At 47.0% G+C, this 17,911-nt stretch carries 15 protein-coding genes; 7 read left to right on the top strand and 8 right to left on the bottom strand.

Annotation, left to right across the window (positions count from 1 at the left end; translation table 11 throughout):
• Positions 1-7: 7 nt before the first annotated feature.
• The 5 genes from SFV55_RS16930 (at position 8) to SFV55_RS16910 (ending at position 5,000) form a co-directional block, all read left to right on the top strand.
• Positions 8-454, top strand: coding sequence for a hypothetical protein (locus SFV55_RS16930; RefSeq protein WP_320030713.1), 447 nt, complete (start codon positions 8-10; stop codon positions 452-454).
• A gap of 479 nt (positions 455-933) precedes the next feature.
• Positions 934-2,124: an acyltransferase gene (locus SFV55_RS16925; RefSeq protein ID WP_320030712.1), complete on the top strand. Its 1,191-nt coding sequence runs from the start codon at positions 934-936 to the stop codon at positions 2,122-2,124.
• 30 nt (positions 2,125-2,154) lie between these two features.
• Positions 2,155-3,336, top strand: coding sequence for a pectin acetylesterase-family hydrolase (locus SFV55_RS16920; protein ID WP_320030711.1), 1,182 nt, complete (start codon positions 2,155-2,157; stop codon positions 3,334-3,336).
• A gap of 73 nt (positions 3,337-3,409) precedes the next feature.
• Positions 3,410-4,162, top strand: a complete 753-nt coding sequence (locus tag SFV55_RS16915) for an alpha/beta hydrolase (RefSeq protein ID WP_320030710.1) — start codon at positions 3,410-3,412, stop codon at positions 4,160-4,162.
• Positions 4,163-4,169: 7 nt separating this feature from the next.
• Complete coding sequence (locus SFV55_RS16910) at positions 4,170-5,000, top strand: AraC family transcriptional regulator (RefSeq protein ID WP_320030709.1); 831 nt, start codon at positions 4,170-4,172, stop codon at positions 4,998-5,000.
• 66 nt (positions 5,001-5,066) lie between these two features.
• Here SFV55_RS16910 and SFV55_RS16905 read toward each other — a convergent pair whose 3' ends face one another.
• From SFV55_RS16905 to SFV55_RS16895, 3 genes are read right to left on the bottom strand one after another with little or no spacing between them, the layout of a single operon-like run.
• Entirely contained in the window at positions 5,067-6,380 is a 1,314-nt protein-coding gene (locus tag SFV55_RS16905; protein WP_320030708.1) for a DUF5690 family protein, read from the bottom strand.
• A 6-nt stretch (positions 6,381-6,386) separates the two neighbouring features.
• Positions 6,387-7,115 (bottom strand): HAD family hydrolase, encoded by a 729-nt coding sequence (locus SFV55_RS16900; RefSeq protein ID WP_320030707.1) that lies wholly within the window; start codon positions 7,113-7,115, stop codon positions 6,387-6,389.
• Positions 7,116-7,130: 15 nt separating this feature from the next.
• A complete protein-coding gene (locus tag SFV55_RS16895) occupies positions 7,131-8,222 on the bottom strand; it encodes a zinc-binding dehydrogenase (protein WP_320030706.1) in 1,092 nt (363 codons plus the stop codon).
• A gap of 718 nt (positions 8,223-8,940) precedes the next feature.
• Between SFV55_RS16895 and SFV55_RS16890 the strand changes: the two genes are divergently transcribed.
• Positions 8,941-10,332 carry a vanadium-dependent haloperoxidase gene (locus SFV55_RS16890; protein WP_320030705.1) on the top strand — a complete coding sequence of 464 codons (1,392 nt, stop codon included), beginning with the start codon at positions 8,941-8,943 and terminating at the stop codon, positions 10,330-10,332.
• A gap of 110 nt (positions 10,333-10,442) precedes the next feature.
• The gene (locus SFV55_RS16885; protein WP_320030704.1) at positions 10,443-10,925 is read left to right on the top strand and encodes a hypothetical protein; all 483 of its coding nucleotides are present in this window, start codon (positions 10,443-10,445) and stop codon (positions 10,923-10,925) included.
• Positions 10,926-11,026: 101 nt separating this feature from the next.
• Here the strand turns inward: SFV55_RS16885 and SFV55_RS16880 are convergent, their stop codons facing one another.
• The 5 genes from SFV55_RS16880 to uxaC all read right to left on the bottom strand — a co-directional run bounded on the left by SFV55_RS16880 (position 11,027) and on the right by uxaC (position 17,808).
• Entirely contained in the window at positions 11,027-12,946 is a 1,920-nt protein-coding gene (locus tag SFV55_RS16880) for a histidine kinase (RefSeq protein WP_320030703.1), read from the bottom strand.
• A gap of 88 nt (positions 12,947-13,034) precedes the next feature.
• Positions 13,035-14,390, bottom strand: a complete 1,356-nt coding sequence (locus SFV55_RS16875) for an MFS transporter (RefSeq protein WP_320030702.1) — start codon at positions 14,388-14,390, stop codon at positions 13,035-13,037.
• A 29-nt stretch (positions 14,391-14,419) separates the two neighbouring features.
• Positions 14,420-15,082 carry a bifunctional 4-hydroxy-2-oxoglutarate aldolase/2-dehydro-3-deoxy-phosphogluconate aldolase gene (locus SFV55_RS16870; protein WP_320030701.1) on the bottom strand — a complete coding sequence of 221 codons (663 nt, stop codon included), beginning with the start codon at positions 15,080-15,082 and terminating at the stop codon, positions 14,420-14,422.
• 306 nt (positions 15,083-15,388) lie between these two features.
• Positions 15,389-16,390, bottom strand: a complete 1,002-nt coding sequence (locus tag SFV55_RS16865; protein ID WP_320030700.1) for a sugar kinase — start codon at positions 16,388-16,390, stop codon at positions 15,389-15,391.
• Entirely contained in the window at positions 16,390-17,808 is a 1,419-nt protein-coding gene (uxaC, locus tag SFV55_RS16860) for a glucuronate isomerase (protein ID WP_320030699.1), read from the bottom strand. Before uxaC ends, SFV55_RS16865 begins: the two co-directional genes overlap by 1 nt.
• Between the last annotated feature and the right edge of the window lie 103 nt (positions 17,809-17,911).

The raw sequence follows: 17,911 nt of genomic DNA, 5'->3' as shown, positions 1-17,911 counted from the left end.
CAATATCATGAAATTTCAACACCTTTCACTCCTGCTCAGCTTCGTACTGGTGAGCGTTTCCGTTGCCTCTGCGCAAAGCGCAGATGAAGCCGCCATCAAAAAAGTCATCGAAGCCGAAACTGCCGCCTGGAATGCTGGCAATTTGCAAGCACAAATGGCTTGTTGGCAAATTCAGCCCTACTCACGTGCCCTGATTACCGATGTGGATGGAACCCATTACGAGATGTCTGCAGAAATGATGAAGAAACCGGATCCGATTACGGCTAGTGGAGCCACAGCTACGAATAGTAATTACCTGATCAGTGTTAAAGGCGAGATGGCCTGGTCCTCCCACAATCAGGTGACTACGGCAAAAGATGGCAGCAAATCCTACTCGCACGAAATGCGCATGTTGGAAAAATTTGCCGGGGTATGGAAGATTGTAGGCATGTCGGTGCATGTGTATAAGCCGTAGAGCGAATAACTCTTCCATTCCAAATCTTTGAAACAACCATTATGGAAGATGAAACACCGATGCACGCTACCACCACGAGGTATTTTATGAGCAAACGCCGGAATTCGTGGCGAAGTATGGTCCGAAATAACTAAAGTGGAACCGATTCGCCTCCTATCAAAACATACTGTTTCTCAACTAGCTTTTATGCACCTTTAGTCCGTGGTTTTGTATGTAATCAAAACCTCAAAATGGTGAAAAATCTTATAAAACCATGGCTATTGGTGCTATTTGGTACGCGACAAAAGGGGTAATCATTCATCACTCCTCGTTTTTTTACCTAAAACCACTACTCCTCATGAAATGTAGACATTTCGTTCAATCATGTAGCGCTGTCGTTGCTGACGCAGCGTTTGTCCCATTTTCATTTTCGCCCATTGCTGACCCTATCAAAGCTGAGGGAAGGGTTACACTTTAATTCAATATTAAACACCAAGTTTATGAACACAAGCTATCTATCCAACCTAACCCCATTGAGGGGAATCGCCGCTTTGTTGACTGTAATTTACCATGTTGACCTCTTTTTGGGCAATGGAGTTAATGTGCTAATCAGAATAGAAGATTCCATGGCATTGAGTCGAATGTATTTAATGGTTGATTTTTTCTTTATCCTCAGTGGGTTCATTATGTGCCATGTTTACGGTAAATGGTTTGCAGAATCTGTGAATAGCACTACATTCAAAAAATTCACCATTGCTCGCTTTGCAAGAGTGTATCCCTTGCATCTGGCTACTTTATTGTTTACTATTGTTCTTTTCTACATTTCTGCGCAGCTCGGTATACCCAAAAACCCCATTTTGCAGGTTGAAAATACAGGGTATTCGATTGTGACCAACTTGCTCCTGCTTCATTCAATGAACTTTCACCATTGGTTTTCTTGGGTGCATGCTTCTTGGTCTATTAGTACCGAATGGTGGGCTTACATGATTTTTCCTTTTCTGGTGCGCCCTTTTATGAAATTGAATGCGCTGGGAAGGGTGCTGGTGGTGTTGCTGTGTTTTGCGGGCTATGTTAGTATTATGTTTTTTTTCGTCCCATTGGTAACACTACCGCCTGAACTCTCCTTTCTTACTCCTACTGCTGGTTATCCTAAAGATTCTCTGAATGTTGCCTTCCAGTTTGGCTTCTTGAGGTGTTTGTTCGGGTTCGTGCTGGGGATGATGATGTACCGTGGATTTGAAATGAACTGGGGAAAAAAAGTATTGGGTAACGGATATACCATGTTGATCTTAACACTTGGACTTTTCCTTTCGCTGCACTTTGCACTGGCAGATGTCATCACGGTCAGTTTTTTCCCTTTTCTATTGCTTTCAGGCGCATATGGCAGTAAGGCAATAGACCGCCTTTTTGTAAATAAGGCTTTGCAACGTTTGGGTGATTGGTCTTTTTCAATCTATCTGGTGCACCAACCCTTACTTTATCTCATCACCAACATTTTGATTTACACACAAGTCACCAATCTGGAAGCACCTGTAAAACCAGACCCTTTAGCTTCTTGGATCATTTGTATTGTATTTATTGCACTTACTTTGTTAGTATCCTTTCTGACGTATCGTTTTTTAGAAGTTCCGGCGAGACAATGGATCAATCCCAAGTCGAAAACGCTTCAGGATAGCGTATTGACCAGTTAGTTCAAAAACATAGTCGCACAATCAAACGATATGAAAACAATACTCAAATTCTTGAAATGGCTTTTCCTTGGTGTATTGGCCATTCTCCTGGTAGGCTTTCTCTACGTTTATTTCATCGTTTTAGCTAAACCAGGGGCAATTTCTTCCCTGGATCAAGCCACTGACCACAAATGGCATTCAGTACCGTTGGGCGGGGAAACCACCTGTTCTGATGGTTCAGAATACCGAATATTTGCCCGCCAGGGAACCTCTCAAAATCTGATTATCCATTTCTCCGGAGGCGGGGCTTGTTGGGATGATACCACCTGCTCCTCACCTGGTACTTTGATGAAAGCATTACTGGAAGGCGTACCCCGGGATCTAAAATCTTTTTATGCTCCCAATATTCCAATCGTACTTCCTGCCTTGTTGTCGGGGATTTTTAACGCCCAAGACAATGCCAATCCATTCAAAGATTGGACCGTGGTTTTTATTCCTTACACTACTGGTGATTTGCACATCGGAAACACCATCAACACCTACCAAAGTAAACAGGGAAAAATTCAGGTATACCACCATGGCCGGAAAAATGTACTGGCTGCGCTAAACTGGATTTCCACGAATTTTAAAACACCCGGTAAGGTTCTGGTTTCAGGTGAAAGTGCGGGTGCTTATGCTTCGGCATTTTGGGCACCTGCGGTGGCAGCGATTTATACCAAGCAACCAATATATCAATTATCGGATGGTTCCTTATTGGTTTCAAAACGCTGGACTGAAATCATCGATACGGTTTGGAAAGCGGAAAGCCAGTCTTTTTTACAATTTACAATTGGCAATGATGCTTTTGAAAGTGCACTCCTCAATCGCTCAGATTCAATAAACGCCCGCATCAAACATTTGCACTGCAACACCCTTTATGATCTGATTTTGCCAAAATTCAGTGCTGCACTCAATCACCAATCCAGTAAAACGGATGCCTACATCGATGAATGGTCTAAAGACATGTTGGTTTCGATGAAAAAGCTGGACGATTCCGATCTGGATTACCATTATTTCATCTCCGATTGTCAGTATGACGCCAAAAAACACGCTACGCCCCACACCTTGGTACTCGGCGCAGGTTTTACTACCTGTGGAAGCGACCAATTAACGTTTGCCCAATGGCTTAAAAAAGCGGTCATTGAGGATAGACCCGTGTCAGTAGGTAGTAAATTCCTGGGTGCTTTGAAATAAACAATGTCGTTTTTTTACTTGTCCCCGCGCGCCTTTAGTCCATAGTTTTGTAGAAAATCAAAATACCAAGATCATGAAAACCATTGCAAAACTAGGACTATTGGTGCTGCTCAGTACCCAACTTTGGGGGCAAAGCAAAACCCCAGGTAGAACCTTTCTTTTCGTTCACGGCGGCTGGGGTGGCGGCTGGGAGTATAAAAAAATTGACTCCATGCTAACATCCCAAGGAGACGTCGTTTACCGTCCAACCATGACTGGCCTAGGCGAGCGGGTGCATCTGGCCAATCCAGACATCAATTTGACAACCCATGTCAATGACATTGTCAATGTGATCAAATTTGAAGACTTGCACAATGTCATCCTGGTGGGGCACAGTTACGGGGGCATGGTCATCACTGGAGTGGCCGAACAAGTGCCGGATCGCATCGGCAAAATGATTTACCTCGATGCATTTGTACCGAATGACGGCGAAAGTTTATTTGCAGCAAGAGGAGAAACCGAAGCTACTGCAATGACCAAGCCATTTACAAAGGATGGTTTTGTGGCTTATTTCTTTGGTCCGGTCAGCGCTACTCCCCCTACTGATGTGCCACAGCCTTTAAAAACATTCACCGAACCCTTGTCTGTGAAGAATCCTGCTGTAAAAAAGATTTCTACCTTTTACATCCTCATGGCACCAAATGGAGATATGAGCAAAGCGAATTTTGCCCCTTTTGCAGAAAGAGCCAAACAAAGGGGCTGGACAATACTACAGCTCAATGGAAATCACTACCCAATGCGAAATAATCCAGCAGAATTGATCAAAACCCTGGAAAAATGTAAATAACTTTATCATGATGATTCCCTTCCAAGAAATACTACCCAGTGCTCCATTGCGCCATTTGGTACGCAGCTACCATTTGGCGAATCTTCCACCTACGCCTTACAACATCAAACCTTATCCCGCCAGAATAGAGCACGCGTTGGCATTTTTTGCGCGGGGATTCATCCATTCTCACGATTTGGTTACGGGCAACAGTTTTCGGGTTGCCCGTAACGCCATTTTTGGCCAACAAGTGGGGAGGCTCAATTTTGAAACCTATACCGAGAGTGATTTCCTGATGCTGATGGTCATTTTTCAACCGGGCGGATTGTACCGCTTGCTGGGGTTTTCAAGCCAGGAACTCACCACTCTATTTACCGATGCGGAATCGATTATCGGGCAGGAGTTGCAAAATGTAAATGACCAAATTGCCAATGCGCTTACTTATGCAGAGATGATTGAACGAGTTGAGGTTTACTTGTTGAAGCAAATCAAAAAGGTCAAAAAGGAAGCACATGGCATTGACCAAATTGGGCAAATTTTGCTTCAGCACCCGCAAGGGTATTCCTTGGATTGGCTTGCGAATCAGGCTCATCTAAGCCCGAGGCAATTTGAGCGAAAATTTAAAGAAAGAATGGGGATCGGCCCCAAAATGTATTCCCGCATCAACCGTTTCTTCCATGCCTTCCAGTACAAGGAATTGCATCCAGAGATCGATTGGTTGAGCGTTGCACTGGATTTCGGCTACACTGATTACTACCATTTGTGCAAGGATTCCAAACAATTTGCGCAGGTGACTCCGAATATTTTACTCAATCAGCACCTGCTACGCCCGGAGCTGATGGCACTGGTGGATCATTAGAAATGGGTGTTTTCTCAACAACATCCATTTCTCGTCTATAATCGCTGGTTGGTGGTGAAAAACAAATCAGGGCTGCTCTGAAACAACACCCCGCTCCTTCCGCCAAAAATACCCAATAGCCAGCCCCGATAGCAGCACCGTCACACTCCCCATCACAATCGCTGTGGTGATAAAAAAATTCAACCAGCTGATCTGCTGCGCTCCAAAGTTCTTATACAACAAAATCGCCATACTGCCCAAATACCCAAAAGCATCGCTGATGTACATAAGGTAGCCGATGTTGCTCTGGTAACGAAATAGGGCGATCCAGCGCTCAAACAACAGGGTATGAAAGCCAATGTAAGGCAAATACATCCCAAAGCCCATCACGATCATCCACAGGGCTGGATCAACTGCTTTTTGTACAAAAAGAAAAGTCATCACCAGTACAATCAGCCCACCGCTCAGGATGGCCACTTGATTGGCAAAAAAAGCAACTTTGTTGTTGCGGATAAAAACCATGGACCCAATGATGATCAAAACCGCAATGGCAACAGGGATTTCGGACAGCACCAGAATCTCCGGTGCATCGGCATAGCCCAGGGCCGCCCACAGCTCCACCGCAAAATTGTCGCGGATGTCCCTAAATATGGTCAAGCCAATGTAGATCAATACGGAAAGGATGATGCCTGGCGCAAAAGTGAGGAAAAATGCCCGTCGCTGCGCACTCGTCATGGGTACCCGGCGGGTGCGTTGTTGTTCATCTTCTGCGTTTGGCGGGGGAATTTGTTGCAACATCCAGATGCCCAACAAGAGTAAAGGCACAAAAAGCAGCCCGGTCAAAAAAGGCATCCAAAAATCGCCCACGCCATAGTTGTCAATCAGGGTTTTACCACCCGCTTTGACAAAACCCGAGGAAACAATAAAACTCGAAGCCATTGCTGCCCCCAACAATTCCGTAAAGCGTCGCCCCTCCAAAAAACTGAACACCACACCCCAAATCATCCCCAGTGGCAAGCCATTAAAAAATAGCCAGACAAAATTGTAGGGATAAGGCGTAATGGCAAACAAGAAGAGGGTCAGCCAGGCGAAACCCATCAGCAAAATCAGGATTTTTACCCGTCGGGAAGCCGTGAGTTCCGACACCAACTTGATGCCCATAAACTTGGACAAAGTGTAACCAATGGCCTGTGCAATGATCAATACAATTTTGTAATCCATTCCCCAGAGGGTCAACCCCTCAAAGGTGGCCGCAGTGAAGGGTTTGCGAAAAGCGTACATGCTGCAATAGGTGATGAATGCAGCAGTAGCACTGAAGAGGATGAACACCAGGCCATCGTTGCGCATCAACCACTGTTGAACGCGGCTGGGGCTAGCCAATTGGGTGTGTTGGAGGCTCATGAGGGCTTATTTGTGGAATTCGCTTTGGATGAGGTTGGGTACCTCACGTACACTGGGCAAAATATGGGTATGCGGGTATTTTTGCAGGGTTTCGAGGCTGTTGGCTCCACTCAGTACACCAATGTTGCCTTTGCAACCTGCATTGTATCCCGATAACAAATCAGCCGGGGTATCGCCAATTTTGATCACTTCATGGATGCTTTGTATCCCCAAATCCATCATGGCTTTGTAAATCAAATAGGGCGAAGGGCGACCAATGCCGCCGGTACTTTCCACATCCAGTGCCAAATCCACCAGCCCCCGTTCAACCCACTTGAGCCCATCCATGATGGCGGTGTTCACATCGCGGTGAAAGCCGGTATCGGTTACCACCTTGATGCCTTGCTCGTGGCACCACTGGAATACTTCCTCTGCTCCCGGCATGGCTTGTACTTGTTGGCGATAGTAGTTGACCATGATGACGGAGTAGCGCTCAAAAATCTCCATTGCCTGGTTGAGGTATTGAGGGAAATGGTACTTTTCGAGGTTGTCGATCAAAACCAGTTCGCCCTGGCTTTTGGCGATCATGAATTGGTACAAGTGGATTTTATTGGTGCCAATGGTTTTTTCAAAATCTTCCAGTTCCACATCGAGGCCAAATTCCAGTGCGGCTTCGCATAAACTTTTGGCTACGGCATTGTCGTCGCTCACGGTGGTGCCCGACAAGTCAAATACTACAAGGCTGATCTTATTCATGAAACTTAGGTGTTTTTATAAAGTGATTCCAACCCGGAAAGGATTGTTTTCGATGGCATACTCAAAAGCCGCATCTACCTGATCCAAGGAGAAACCGCCCTTTACCAATTGCTCGAAGGGATACAGGTTATGGTGCTTTTGGATGAAGTCTACGGCGCTGATTAAATCCTGGCCATTGTAGTTGTGCAATCCTTTGATGGTCAGGATTTTTCTTACTACCTTCTCGGCATTGATCTGCACATTGCGTTGTGGATAAGTAGAGCCGATCCAGATGGTAGTACCCCCAATAGCCAATAATTCGAGGCCATTTTCTATCGCGTCAGGTGCACCGCTGAAGTCGATCATGGTATGGATCGGCAAATTGCCCAACTGTTCCCTTGCTACTGCACTCAACTGTTGAGGTTCCGTAGGAAGAATTAAGGTATAATCAGCCCCAAACTGCTGGGTCAATTCCAGGCGTTGCGGATTAATGTCCAGGGCAATGACTTTGGCTGCCCCCTTCGCTTTGGCCATGGCGCAGGCAATGATGCCCAACATGCCTGTACCTGAGATGAGTACGTTTTTATCAGTCAAATTTTCCGCCAAGCGCAGCGCACCGGCTACGGTGGCCACTGCACAATTGATGATCGTAACAACAGGTAGTGGAATGGATTCGTCAAGTTTGATGATGGGCGTATGCTGGCGCAAAATAATGTACTCACTCAATCCTCCGTGCAAATGGCTTTCAGGCGTGATGGCTTCGTGGCCATATTTAAAGAGGTCGTCTGCTTTTTGAGGCAAGCCCGCCTGAGCCATCGGGGATTTGGGATCGCTGGCAAATATTGCCCAGGTTACCCGATCGCCTACCTTGAGTTTCTGACCCAAGAGGTCACTTTGTGGTGCATCTTCAGCCATTGCAGCTATCCGCCCTACAATTTCGTGCCCGAGTAGGGTAGGAGCCTTTTCCGTACGTTTGCCTAAATAGGTTAACAAATCACTGCGGCAAAGGGTGACGTATTCATTGCGGACCAGGATTTCCTGAGGCTGAAGCGCAGGTATACGAAGGGTATCAAGCTGAAAAGATTCTAAAGGGGCATTAAATATGGCAACTGAAGCAGTTAGCGGCATCGGCTTTTTACACGAAAGTAAATTGAATTTTATAAGAAGCAACTTGGTCGCCATTTTTTGACAATAATTTAAAAATCAATTTACAAGGCACTAATTCTTTGGTAGAACAAGATTAGTGCTCATTTTTTAATAAAAGTAAAACTATCTTTCGTGAAAGTATCATTTTTTTAAAATGAGAGAAAAATGGAATTTTTTTCCCCTAAAGACTTGACATTAATTTTTTTTCAAGTATTTTTGTGCTGTACTAAATGTCCAAGTGCAGACAAGTACAATTTCACTTTGATTTAAATGTCGTACTTTCATTATCTGAAGTACATTTTATATAGGCTAATCTACATACTTCACTTTGGGCTATAATTCATCTATAGCTATCCAATATCCTGCTGTTTCAAGCAAAATGCTAGTTCAGTTTCCTGTTCTAGTCAAATATCACTCGCAATCTACATCATTCAGTGGTGTAGCCAAAATATATTACCCAGTTTAATGATTTACTGATTGTTTTTATTTTTTTTCACCCGATTGATCTGAGAAATCTACACACCAAAATTTAATACACCAAGCTTGCTGATGCTTTGCTTCGGTTGCGCTACTTGTAGTGAAACGAGCCTTGGTATGCTGTGCATTGATTTATCTAATTTGGAAGATGTTCCAGATTAGGCCCAGAGAACTCTATCTTTTTTAATCTCATAACATCATTAACACTACAAATTTTTTAACCATGGGTATTCTTTCTACTCTAAAAAAAATGTTACCCGCCCTGTTTTTGATGGGCGTGTTGTTCACTGCCTGCGACAATGACGACGACGACAAAATCCTGGTACTGGATGAAAAAACCGTAAAGGATTACGACTACGAAGTGGCCTTCAAATGGAACGAATTGTTCCTCGAAATTGAGCGTTACGCTGCTGGTTACCGGCCTGGCCCGGCGCCTCGTGCACTGGCCTACATTGGCCTGGCTTCTTACGAAGCTTGTGCTCCAGGTATGGAAGACCACCAATCCATTGCTGCTCAGTATCCCGGCTTAACCTTGCCAGTAGCGGATGCCGATGAAGAGTACCACTGGCCAACTGTAGTAAACACGCTGCGTGCCAACCTGATGCGTCGCTTCTTCCGAAATGCTAGTCAGTCTTTGTTTGAAAAAATCACGACCCTGGAGAATGCGCTGGGCAGCAAATACCGCACCCAGACTTCTGAAAACGTGCACAAGCGTTCAATCGCACATGGACAGGCAGTAGCAGACGCCATGTGGGCCTGGTCTGCCACGGATGCAACTGGCCACGAAGCGTATTTGGATCCATTCAAAGGCTACAACTGGGCCGATTACCAAAACAAACCTGGTCACTGGCGCCCAACTGTTCCCGGACCAACGCAGCCAATGTTCCCATTCTGGGGCCGCGCTCGCGCTTTTGCCATCACTGAAGCAGACAAACTGTGCCCACCACCATTGGCTTACAACGAATCACCTAATTCTGCATTTTTCAACCAGGCCATGGAGGTTTATGCTCAAACGGTGAATGCTCCTTACGAAAACATCTGGATTGGTGAATTCTGGAGTGATGACTTGGTAAACCTGACTTTCAGCCCTGGCCCACGTTGGATTGCGATTGCGAATCAAGTATACGATGCGAAGGATGTAGACCTGGAAACTGCCTTGTTGTCTGATGCTAAAGTAGGATTGTCGCTGAATGATGCCGCTGTTGCTTGCTGGCACTCTAAGTACTACTACAACGTAGAGCGTCCAGAATCTTACATCAAGCGCGTAATTGACAGCAATTGGGAGCCACCATTGGACAACCCAATCACTGGCGACAAAGGTTTCAGCCCTCCATTCCCTGCTTATCCTTCTGGTCACTCTACCATGGGTGCCGCTGGTGCTGAGGCATTGTCCAGCGTTTTTGGCTACAATTATGCCATGACCGACCGTTGCCATGAGAACCGCAGCGACTTTGAAGGCCGTCCACGCAGCTTTGGCTCTTTCTATGAAATGGCTGAGGAGAATGCCTGGTCTCGGGTTCCACTAGGCGTACACTTCCGCATGGACTGCGAGCAAGGGGTCAACCTGGGCTACCGCGTAGCGCGTAAGGTGAACAAATTGCCTTGGAACAAATAATAGCTAGTAAATAGGATTGTAACACGAGGCTCTTGGCGTTGACCATTGGTTGGAAGCAACTTGGGTCTTCACCAAGAGCCTTTTTTCATTATCCTTCAAAGGTTTATGACATGAAGTCTCAAAGAAACACTATACTCGGCTTCCTGAGCTTTGTTTTACTTGTGACCACTGTTGGCTGCAATAACACCAAAGGTCCCGAAGAGCATATCCTTAATCATTTGGATGGTAGCATTAAGCGCCGCTATACCATGATTGAGGGCAAAATAGACGGTGAAATGCTCGAATATTACCCTAAAACCGGAGCCGTCCAGGTCAAGCGTCAATTTGTGAAAGGCGTTCAAGTGGGGCGTACCGAGCTGTTTTATCCGGATGGAACACTCAAAGAAGTACAATACTATGAAGGGGGGAAAAAGCAACGTGGGGATACCATTTTTTATCCCAATGGAAAACCTCAATTTTTGATCACCTTCAAAAACGGCAAAATGGATGGCCCAATGCGACGTTGGGAAGAGGATGGGACTTTATTTTTTGAAGCCCACTATGTGCAGGATTCCTTGAAAGAGGTAACGAAGAAGATGGAAACGATTAAATAGTGATCAGCGGTCAGCAATCAGCTATGAGCAATCAGCTATGAGCGATCAGCCAGGCTAGTGGCTACGCCCAGGCTGACAGCTCATAGCTGATCGCTCATAGCTCATCGCGTATGCACATCAATAATGGGAATTTTAATCTCCACCCTGGTGCCCAGTGCCTCACCTGTTTCCTCATCTCGCAGGTCGATGGTGTGTACGTAGACCTTCTTTTCGCGTGAGTTGTACAACAATTGCAAACGTTGCTCGGTGATGGCAGTACCTCTGGATCGGTGGTTTTTGTAACGCCCATCGTTGAGGTGCATTTGGCGGGCTTTATCGCGGCCAATGCCATCGTCTTCTACCACACAAAGAATGGTATCTTCATTGTACAGCGAAAAATCCACCCGGATATTCCCCGATTCCTTGTTGCGTAGGCCATGTTCAATGGCATTTTCCACGTAAGGTTGTACAATCATGGTGGGCACTCCGGTGATGTCTTCTTCTATTTCATCATCCACGATGATTTTGTAGCTGAGTCGGTCTTCAAAGCGCAGTTTTTCATTGATGTACAAATAATCGCTCAAAAAAGCGATCTCCTTTTCCAGGGACACCACTTCCAGATCTGAATATTCTAAACTTTGCCGCATCAATTTGGCAAAACGGGCCAAGTATTTGGCTGCGTTGGTAACCTCGTTAGAGGTGATATAGTTTTGGATGGAATTGAGGGCATTGAACAAAAAGTGGGGGTTCATCTGAGCGCGTAAGGCCTTGAGTTGTAGTTTGGCCGCCTGCAGGCGCAGCAGTTCTGCTTCTTTGTGTTGTTTTTCCGCTTCGTACTTCACCTCTAGTTCCATCCGTTTGCGTTCGTTGACATCCTGCTGGTACAGCTCTGCATTTTTACTGTGTTCCAGGAGGTGTTCATAGGCTTTTTCGTACTGCCCCAATAGCGCAAAAAAACCAGCCATATCCTTGTAAATGCTGGACAAACGTTTGAAGTCATTGGCTTCATCAGCCAAAATAAGCGCCTTGGAGAAATGTTTTTCCGCCTGACCGGCTTTGCCAAGTGCACCATACGCTAAGCCCCGCCAAGACTCAATCAGCGCAAAATTTTCCAGGGATTCCGCCGCCATACCCTTGAACTGGCTTTCTGCTTTTTTGAACAACTTCAGGGCGCTCTCGTAGTCTTTGTTCTTCAATTTGCAATACCCTACATTGGCAGTGGCACTCGCTTTGGCATAGGGGTTGACGTCTTCATGGGTTTCGATGGCCTTTTGAAAATAATACTCGGCACTTTCGAGCTTGTTGAGGGCCATAAAACCGTTGCCTACGTTGAGGTAATTCCAGGAGAGGCGGCTGCGCATTTCGGTAGCCTCGGCAATTTCTACAGCTTTGAGGTAGGCTTCGACACTTTTTTCCTGATCGTCGTTGCGCTCGTAAATGGTGCCTAAACCCGTATGGATCAAAATGAGAAAATGGTAGTCTTTGAGGTTGATGTAGCTACCAAATTCAGTGATTTTTTTATCGGACTCAATTAGCAACTCGATGGCCCGTGAATAGTTGGCGAAGTGCAATTGTACAAAACCTTCGCGGGCAGTATGCCGTGCCCGGAGTCGCTCGTCGGGGAAGGCCCGCAGGAGTTTGCCCGCCTTGTCCAAATAAGAGAGAGCCTGGTCCATGTTCTGCATGTTGATGCAGGTTCCCGCAAAATCGATGTATACTTCAGCCTGTTGTTTGACGTCGCCGCATTCCTCTACCAGATCGAGCAATTGGGTGAAATGATCGTGGGAGCTGCCGTAGTTGTACAATTGGTTCTCAACTAAGGCCGAATAGAGGTGGAAATTCAATTCAACGTCCGGGTTAGGGTAGGACTTGATGAGTGCCCCTTGTTCGGCCAGGTAGGTTTTGGCTCGTTGGGGGTTGGTATAGGTGTAATAGGCCAATAACCGATCCAGCAAAATCAGGCGCTGATGTGGCGCTTTTTGTTGCTGGAGTTTATTCTCCAAACTACGAATATCGTCAATTTGTGGGAGAAGGTCGGTCATGACATTTTGCGTTTTGGGGGTAGGAAACTGAGTTTGTTTCACAACCTACAACCCAAAACGCAAAATGCCAAACTTTGTGCTTATTTAACTACAAATCCGTAATCAATTTATACTTAGGTACCAAACTTTTCATGACCGTCCAGGCAATCACATAAGCTACTGCACAAAAGGCAAACATGATCGAATAACCAGTTTGAATGTGGCCAATTTCCTTGTAATGGTCAAACAGTGCGCCAGCTACTTTAGAGACAAAAACACCCCCCAAACCACCAGCCATGCCGCCAATACCGACTACCGAAGCCACCGCTTTTTTGGGGAACATATCCGAAACGGTGGTGAAAATATTTGCACTCCAGGCCTGATGCGCGGAGGCCCCAACGCCTATCAACAAAACTGGAATCCAGAAGCTGATCCCGCCCAGGGGCTGCGCCAGCAGAACGACCAATGGAATTAAGGCAATCAAAAACATGGCCCGCATCCGCCCATCGTAGGGTGCATAGCCCTTGTTGATGAAATACATCGGAAACGCGCCACCACCAATACTACCAACCATCGTCATGCTGTACAAAACGGTCAAAGGCAGGGCGATTTCGGTTTTTTCCATGTCGTATTGTGCTTTCAGATAGGCGGGTAACCAGAAGAGGAAGAACCACCATACGCCATCGGTCATAAATTTGCCAAAGGCAAAAGCCCAGGTTTGGCGATAGCCCAATAATTTCATCCAAGCCACTTTTTCTTGTGCGCCTACAGATTCCTGTTCTTTGTCGCTATGGATGTAATCGTATTCTTCTTTGGAAAGGCGTTTTTGCTCCTCGGGTTTTTCGTAGTAGATCCACCAGAAAATCAACCACAAAAAGCCTACCGCACCAATCAGGATAAAGGCCATTTGCCAGCCCCAGGCAGCAGCAATATAGGGTACGGACAAGGGGGCCAAAATGGCGCCAACATTGGTGCCTGAGTTGAAAATGCCAGTTGCAAAAGCACGTTCCTTCTTAGGGAAATACTCTGCCGTAGCCTTGATTGCTGCGGGGAAGTTGCCCGCTTCGCCAAAGCCCAGTACCGCTCTGGAAATCATAAAGCCAGCAATCGAAACCGAAACGGCTCCGATCCCAAACAGGCCCAATAGTGCTGCAGTTGCTTCCCCCAATGGAATCGCCAAGGCATGCAAAATGGCTCCAAGGGACCAAATGATGATGGCCCAGGTATAGCCACTTTTGGTGCCCAAACGGTCGATGATCCGGCCTGCGAACAGCATCGAAATGGCGTACACAAATTGAAAAACCGAGGTGATGTTGGCATAATCTACATTGGTCCAGCCGTAAGTTTCAGACAAACTGGGTGCCAATAAACTGAGCACCTGTCGATCAAGGTAATTGACCGTAGTGGCAAAAAAAAGCAGTGCACAGATCGTCCACCGGTATTTTCCAATTGTATTTGTACTCATGATGTAGGTTTTAAAGTTGAAAATTAGACTTATTTGCGAATAACTTTGACAATCTGCACCAATTCAGCAATATGTTGAGCAAAGCCCTCGATGCCGAGTTCGTCTGCTTTTTTGATCAGTTGTGATCCAATCCCCACAAAATTAACGCCTGCGGCAAACCATTCCCGCAAATTGGCCTCGTTGGGCTGCACCCCACCTGTGACCATCAGCTTTACCTTGGGCATTGGGCCCCTCAAGGCTTTGATGTAACCCGGGCCTACCGCATCACCAGGGAAAATTTTTACTACAGTAGCCCCCAGGCTTTCCGCCAGGTACACTTCGTTGGGCGTAAGCGCTCCAGGCATCCAGGCTACTTTGTGTTCCTGGCATACCTCACCTACTGCTGGGGTAATTATGGGTTGAATGATAAAATCCGCTCCAAGCTCCAAAAACTGCTCGGCTTCTTCCGGGCGGTAAATGGTACCAATTCCTAACGCCAGATCGGGCAGGTTTGCCTCCACGTGTTTGCTCAATTGGGCAAAAGTAGCTGGGGCACTGGCCCCCCGATTGGTGAACTCAAAAGCGCGCAAACCACCTGTGTAGCAGGCATCCAGCAGCTTTTGGGCATGGCTGGCATCGGCGTGAAAAAAGAGGGGCACCACGGGGGAGTCCTCTAGTTTGGAGAGTATTTGTTGAGGTGTAAATCTTGGCATTTTATTTTATTGAGGGGTTGAGGAAGGTTGAGTCATCCCGAATTTTGGGGAGAACAAACCGCGAAAGCGGTTGAATTTTGAATAGCCCCGGTCGTCCGGGGTCATTTCAGCAGCAAAAGGTTTCGCAACCGCGGATGCGGTTGAATTTTTTGCTCAATTGAGTTCAACCACGGCCGTGGTTGCAACCAATTTGGCCCTACTATTTACCCCGGACGACCGGGGCTATTCAAAATTCAATCGCTCCGCGATTAGATTTAGCCCGATTTTGGCTTTCAAAAATTCGGGATGACTCAACTTTTTCAACCATTATCGTAACAATCTCCCCGAAACATCCCCCGCCAGGATCTGCTCCACCTCTGCAACCGAATGTTGGGCAAAATCGCCTTCCACCAGGTGTTTCAATGCAGAAGCAGCCGTGCCAAAGCTCAGGGCATCGAGTTCGTTGGACAAATTTAAACGACCATAAATGTAACCCGCCAGGAAGGAATCACCTCCACCGATGCGGTCAACAATGGGATTGATGTCGTAGGTTTCAGTTTCCTGATAACCCGCTTTATGGGAAAAACCAATACCCGTCAAGCGGTTGTGGCTGGCACTCAGGGTGTCGCGGCGGGTGGCAATGATGCTTTGAGCGTTCGGAAAACGAGCCAGCATTTGTTCGGCCATGTCCTGAAATCCCCTGGTCTCCATTCCAAAAATATCCTTGGCATCCCCTTCGGTACACACCATTACATCGCAATGTTCCACCAGAGCGGGCATTACTTCCTGTACAGTTTTACCGTATTGCCAGAGGTTGCGGCGGTAATTTACGTCGGCACTAACGGGTATACCCAGGCGACTTGCGGTTTCTAGGGCTTGCAGGCAAGCTTTGGCTGCATTGTCCGAAATAGCAGGTGTAATCCCCGTCCAGTGGAACCAACAAGCATCAGACAGTAAATCTTCCCAGTTAAAAGCAGCTGGGTCCATATTGGCAAAAGCGCTGTCGTATCGGTCGTAGATGATGCGCGAAGGGCGCATTCCTGCGCCCACCTCCAAAAAGTACAAGCCCAAACGTTGGTCCTTTTGGTAAACCGTGCGGTCAAAATCGACACCGTGTTGACGAAAAAAAGCGCTGGCTGCGCGCCCTAAATCGTTGTCAGGAAAACAGGTGACGTGACGGCTCGGCACCCCCAATTGGGCCAGGGCTACTGCTACGTTGGCTTCTCCGCCACCATAAGTGACTTCCAGGCTACGGGCCTGTAAAAAACGCTGATGGCCTGGCGTATGCAGGCGCATCATAATCTCTCCAAAGGTGACAACTCGTTTCATTAGAATCCAAAGTAATTTTTCGCGTTGTTGTAGCTGATGTCCTGGATCACTTTGCCAATCCATGCATAATCGCGGGGCAGTTCACCGTTTTCGATGTCCTGGCCAAAAAGATTACACAAAATACGGCGGAAATATTCGTGGCGAGGGTAGGAGAGGAAGCTACGCGAATCGGTCAACATCCCTACAAACCTGCTGAGCAAACCCATATTGGAAAGTGCGTTCATTTGCCGCTCCATCCCATCTTTTTGATCCAAAAACCACCAACCTGATCCAAATTGTACTTTGCCGGCAATGGAACCATCGTTGAAGTTGCCCGTCATGGTGGCCATCAGTTCATTGTCGCCGGGATTGAGGTTGTACAAAATGGTTTTGGCCAATTGATTGTTGCTGTCCAGCCGGTCCAAAAACTTGGACAAAGCACGGGCCTGAGGGAAATCGCCGATGGAATCCCAACCTGTATCCGGGCCCAACTGGCGCAGCATTCGGGAGTTGTTGTTGCGAAGCGCCCCCAGATGGTATTGCTGGGTCCAGTTTTTCTCCCAATCCCAAATGCCAAAATACACCAGCATCGCCGATTTGAACTTTAAAATTTCACTTTGCTCCAAAGCATGACCGTCGCGAATTTTGGTGAAAATCGTTTTGATCTCCGCTTCAGTGTAGTCCTCGGCGTAAATTTGCTCCAGGCCATGATCGGATACCTGCGCACCCATGCTGGCAAAAAAGTCGTGCCGCTTTTTGAGGGCGTCCAGAAAATGGTTGAAGTTATCAATAGAGGTATCGGCGGCTTTTTCCAGCCGTGCTACGTATTGGTTGAAGGTCTCGGGGTTGTCTACTGCCATCGCCTTATCGGGTCGGAAAGCAGGTAGCACCCGTACGTCGAAGCCACTTTGGGCAATCTGGCCATGGAATTCCAGGTTGTCGACTGGGTCATCGGTGGTGCAAAGCACCTTGACGTTCATTTTGCTCAATAAGCTACGCACAGAATAGTCCGGCGTACGCAACTTGGCGCTACATTCCTCATAAATGGCCCTTGCAGTGCTGGGTGAAAGCAACTCGTCTACGTCGAAGTAACGCTTGAGTTCGAGGTGGGTCCAGTGGTACAACGGATTGCGCAAAGTATAAGGCACCGTAGCCGCCCACTGCTCAAATTTTTCGTAATCGGATTTGTCGCCGGTGCAATACCCTTCAGCTACTCCGTTGGTGCGCATGGCCCGCCACTTGTAGTGATCCCCGTACAACCAGGCTTGGCTGAGGTTTTCAAAAATTTTGTCTTCGGCCATTTCCTGTGGCGGCAAATGGTTGTGATAGTCTATAATGGGCATCTCATGGGCATACTCATGATAGAGTAACCGCGCTGACTCACTTTGCAGCAGGAAATCTTCGGTGAGGAAGGTTTGGGTAGTAGTTAAGGTGCTCATGTGTTTAGGTTATGGTTGAGAAGGTTGAGGGAGGTTGAGGGAGGTTGAGGCTACCGCGAGCGACATGCACCTCAACTTTGCTTGAGTAATGTCGCTCGCGGTA

The organism is Haliscomenobacter sp. (genome assembly GCF_033763495.1).
Lineage (GTDB): Bacteria > Bacteroidota > Bacteroidia > Chitinophagales > Saprospiraceae > Haliscomenobacter.
Note: the sequence above shows the minus strand (reverse complement) of the source record. Positions and strands in the feature narration are given on the sequence as shown.

Bases quoted from the DNA above. Each gene is read 5' to 3' on its own strand.
- SFV55_RS16870 (WP_320030701.1), bottom strand. From the start codon at position 15,082: ATGCCAAGATTTACACCTCAACAAATACTCTCCAAACTAGAGGACTCC.
- SFV55_RS16915 (WP_320030710.1), top strand. From the start codon at position 3,410: ATGAAAACCATTGCAAAACTAGGACTATTGGTGCTGCTCAGTACCCAA.
- uxaC (WP_320030699.1), bottom strand. From the start codon at position 17,808: ATGAGCACCTTAACTACTACCCAAACCTTCCTCACCGAAGATTTCCTG.
- SFV55_RS16905 (WP_320030708.1), bottom strand. From the start codon at position 6,380: ATGAGCCTCCAACACACCCAATTGGCTAGCCCCAGCCGCGTTCAACAG.
- SFV55_RS16925 (WP_320030712.1), top strand. From the start codon at position 934: ATGAACACAAGCTATCTATCCAACCTAACCCCATTGAGGGGAATCGCC.
- SFV55_RS16880 (WP_320030703.1), bottom strand. From the start codon at position 12,946: ATGACCGACCTTCTCCCACAAATTGACGATATTCGTAGTTTGGAGAAT.
- SFV55_RS16865 (WP_320030700.1), bottom strand. From the start codon at position 16,390: ATGAAACGAGTTGTCACCTTTGGAGAGATTATGATGCGCCTGCATACG.
- SFV55_RS16900 (WP_320030707.1), bottom strand. From the start codon at position 7,115: ATGAATAAGATCAGCCTTGTAGTATTTGACTTGTCGGGCACCACCGTG.
- SFV55_RS16910 (WP_320030709.1), top strand. From the start codon at position 4,170: ATGATGATTCCCTTCCAAGAAATACTACCCAGTGCTCCATTGCGCCAT.
- SFV55_RS16895 (WP_320030706.1), bottom strand. From the start codon at position 8,222: ATGCCGCTAACTGCTTCAGTTGCCATATTTAATGCCCCTTTAGAATCT.
- SFV55_RS16920 (WP_320030711.1), top strand. From the start codon at position 2,155: ATGAAAACAATACTCAAATTCTTGAAATGGCTTTTCCTTGGTGTATTG.
- SFV55_RS16875 (WP_320030702.1), bottom strand. From the start codon at position 14,390: ATGAGTACAAATACAATTGGAAAATACCGGTGGACGATCTGTGCACTG.
- SFV55_RS16930 (WP_320030713.1), top strand. From the start codon at position 8: ATGAAATTTCAACACCTTTCACTCCTGCTCAGCTTCGTACTGGTGAGC.
- SFV55_RS16890 (WP_320030705.1), top strand. From the start codon at position 8,941: ATGGGTATTCTTTCTACTCTAAAAAAAATGTTACCCGCCCTGTTTTTG.
- SFV55_RS16885 (WP_320030704.1), top strand. From the start codon at position 10,443: ATGAAGTCTCAAAGAAACACTATACTCGGCTTCCTGAGCTTTGTTTTA.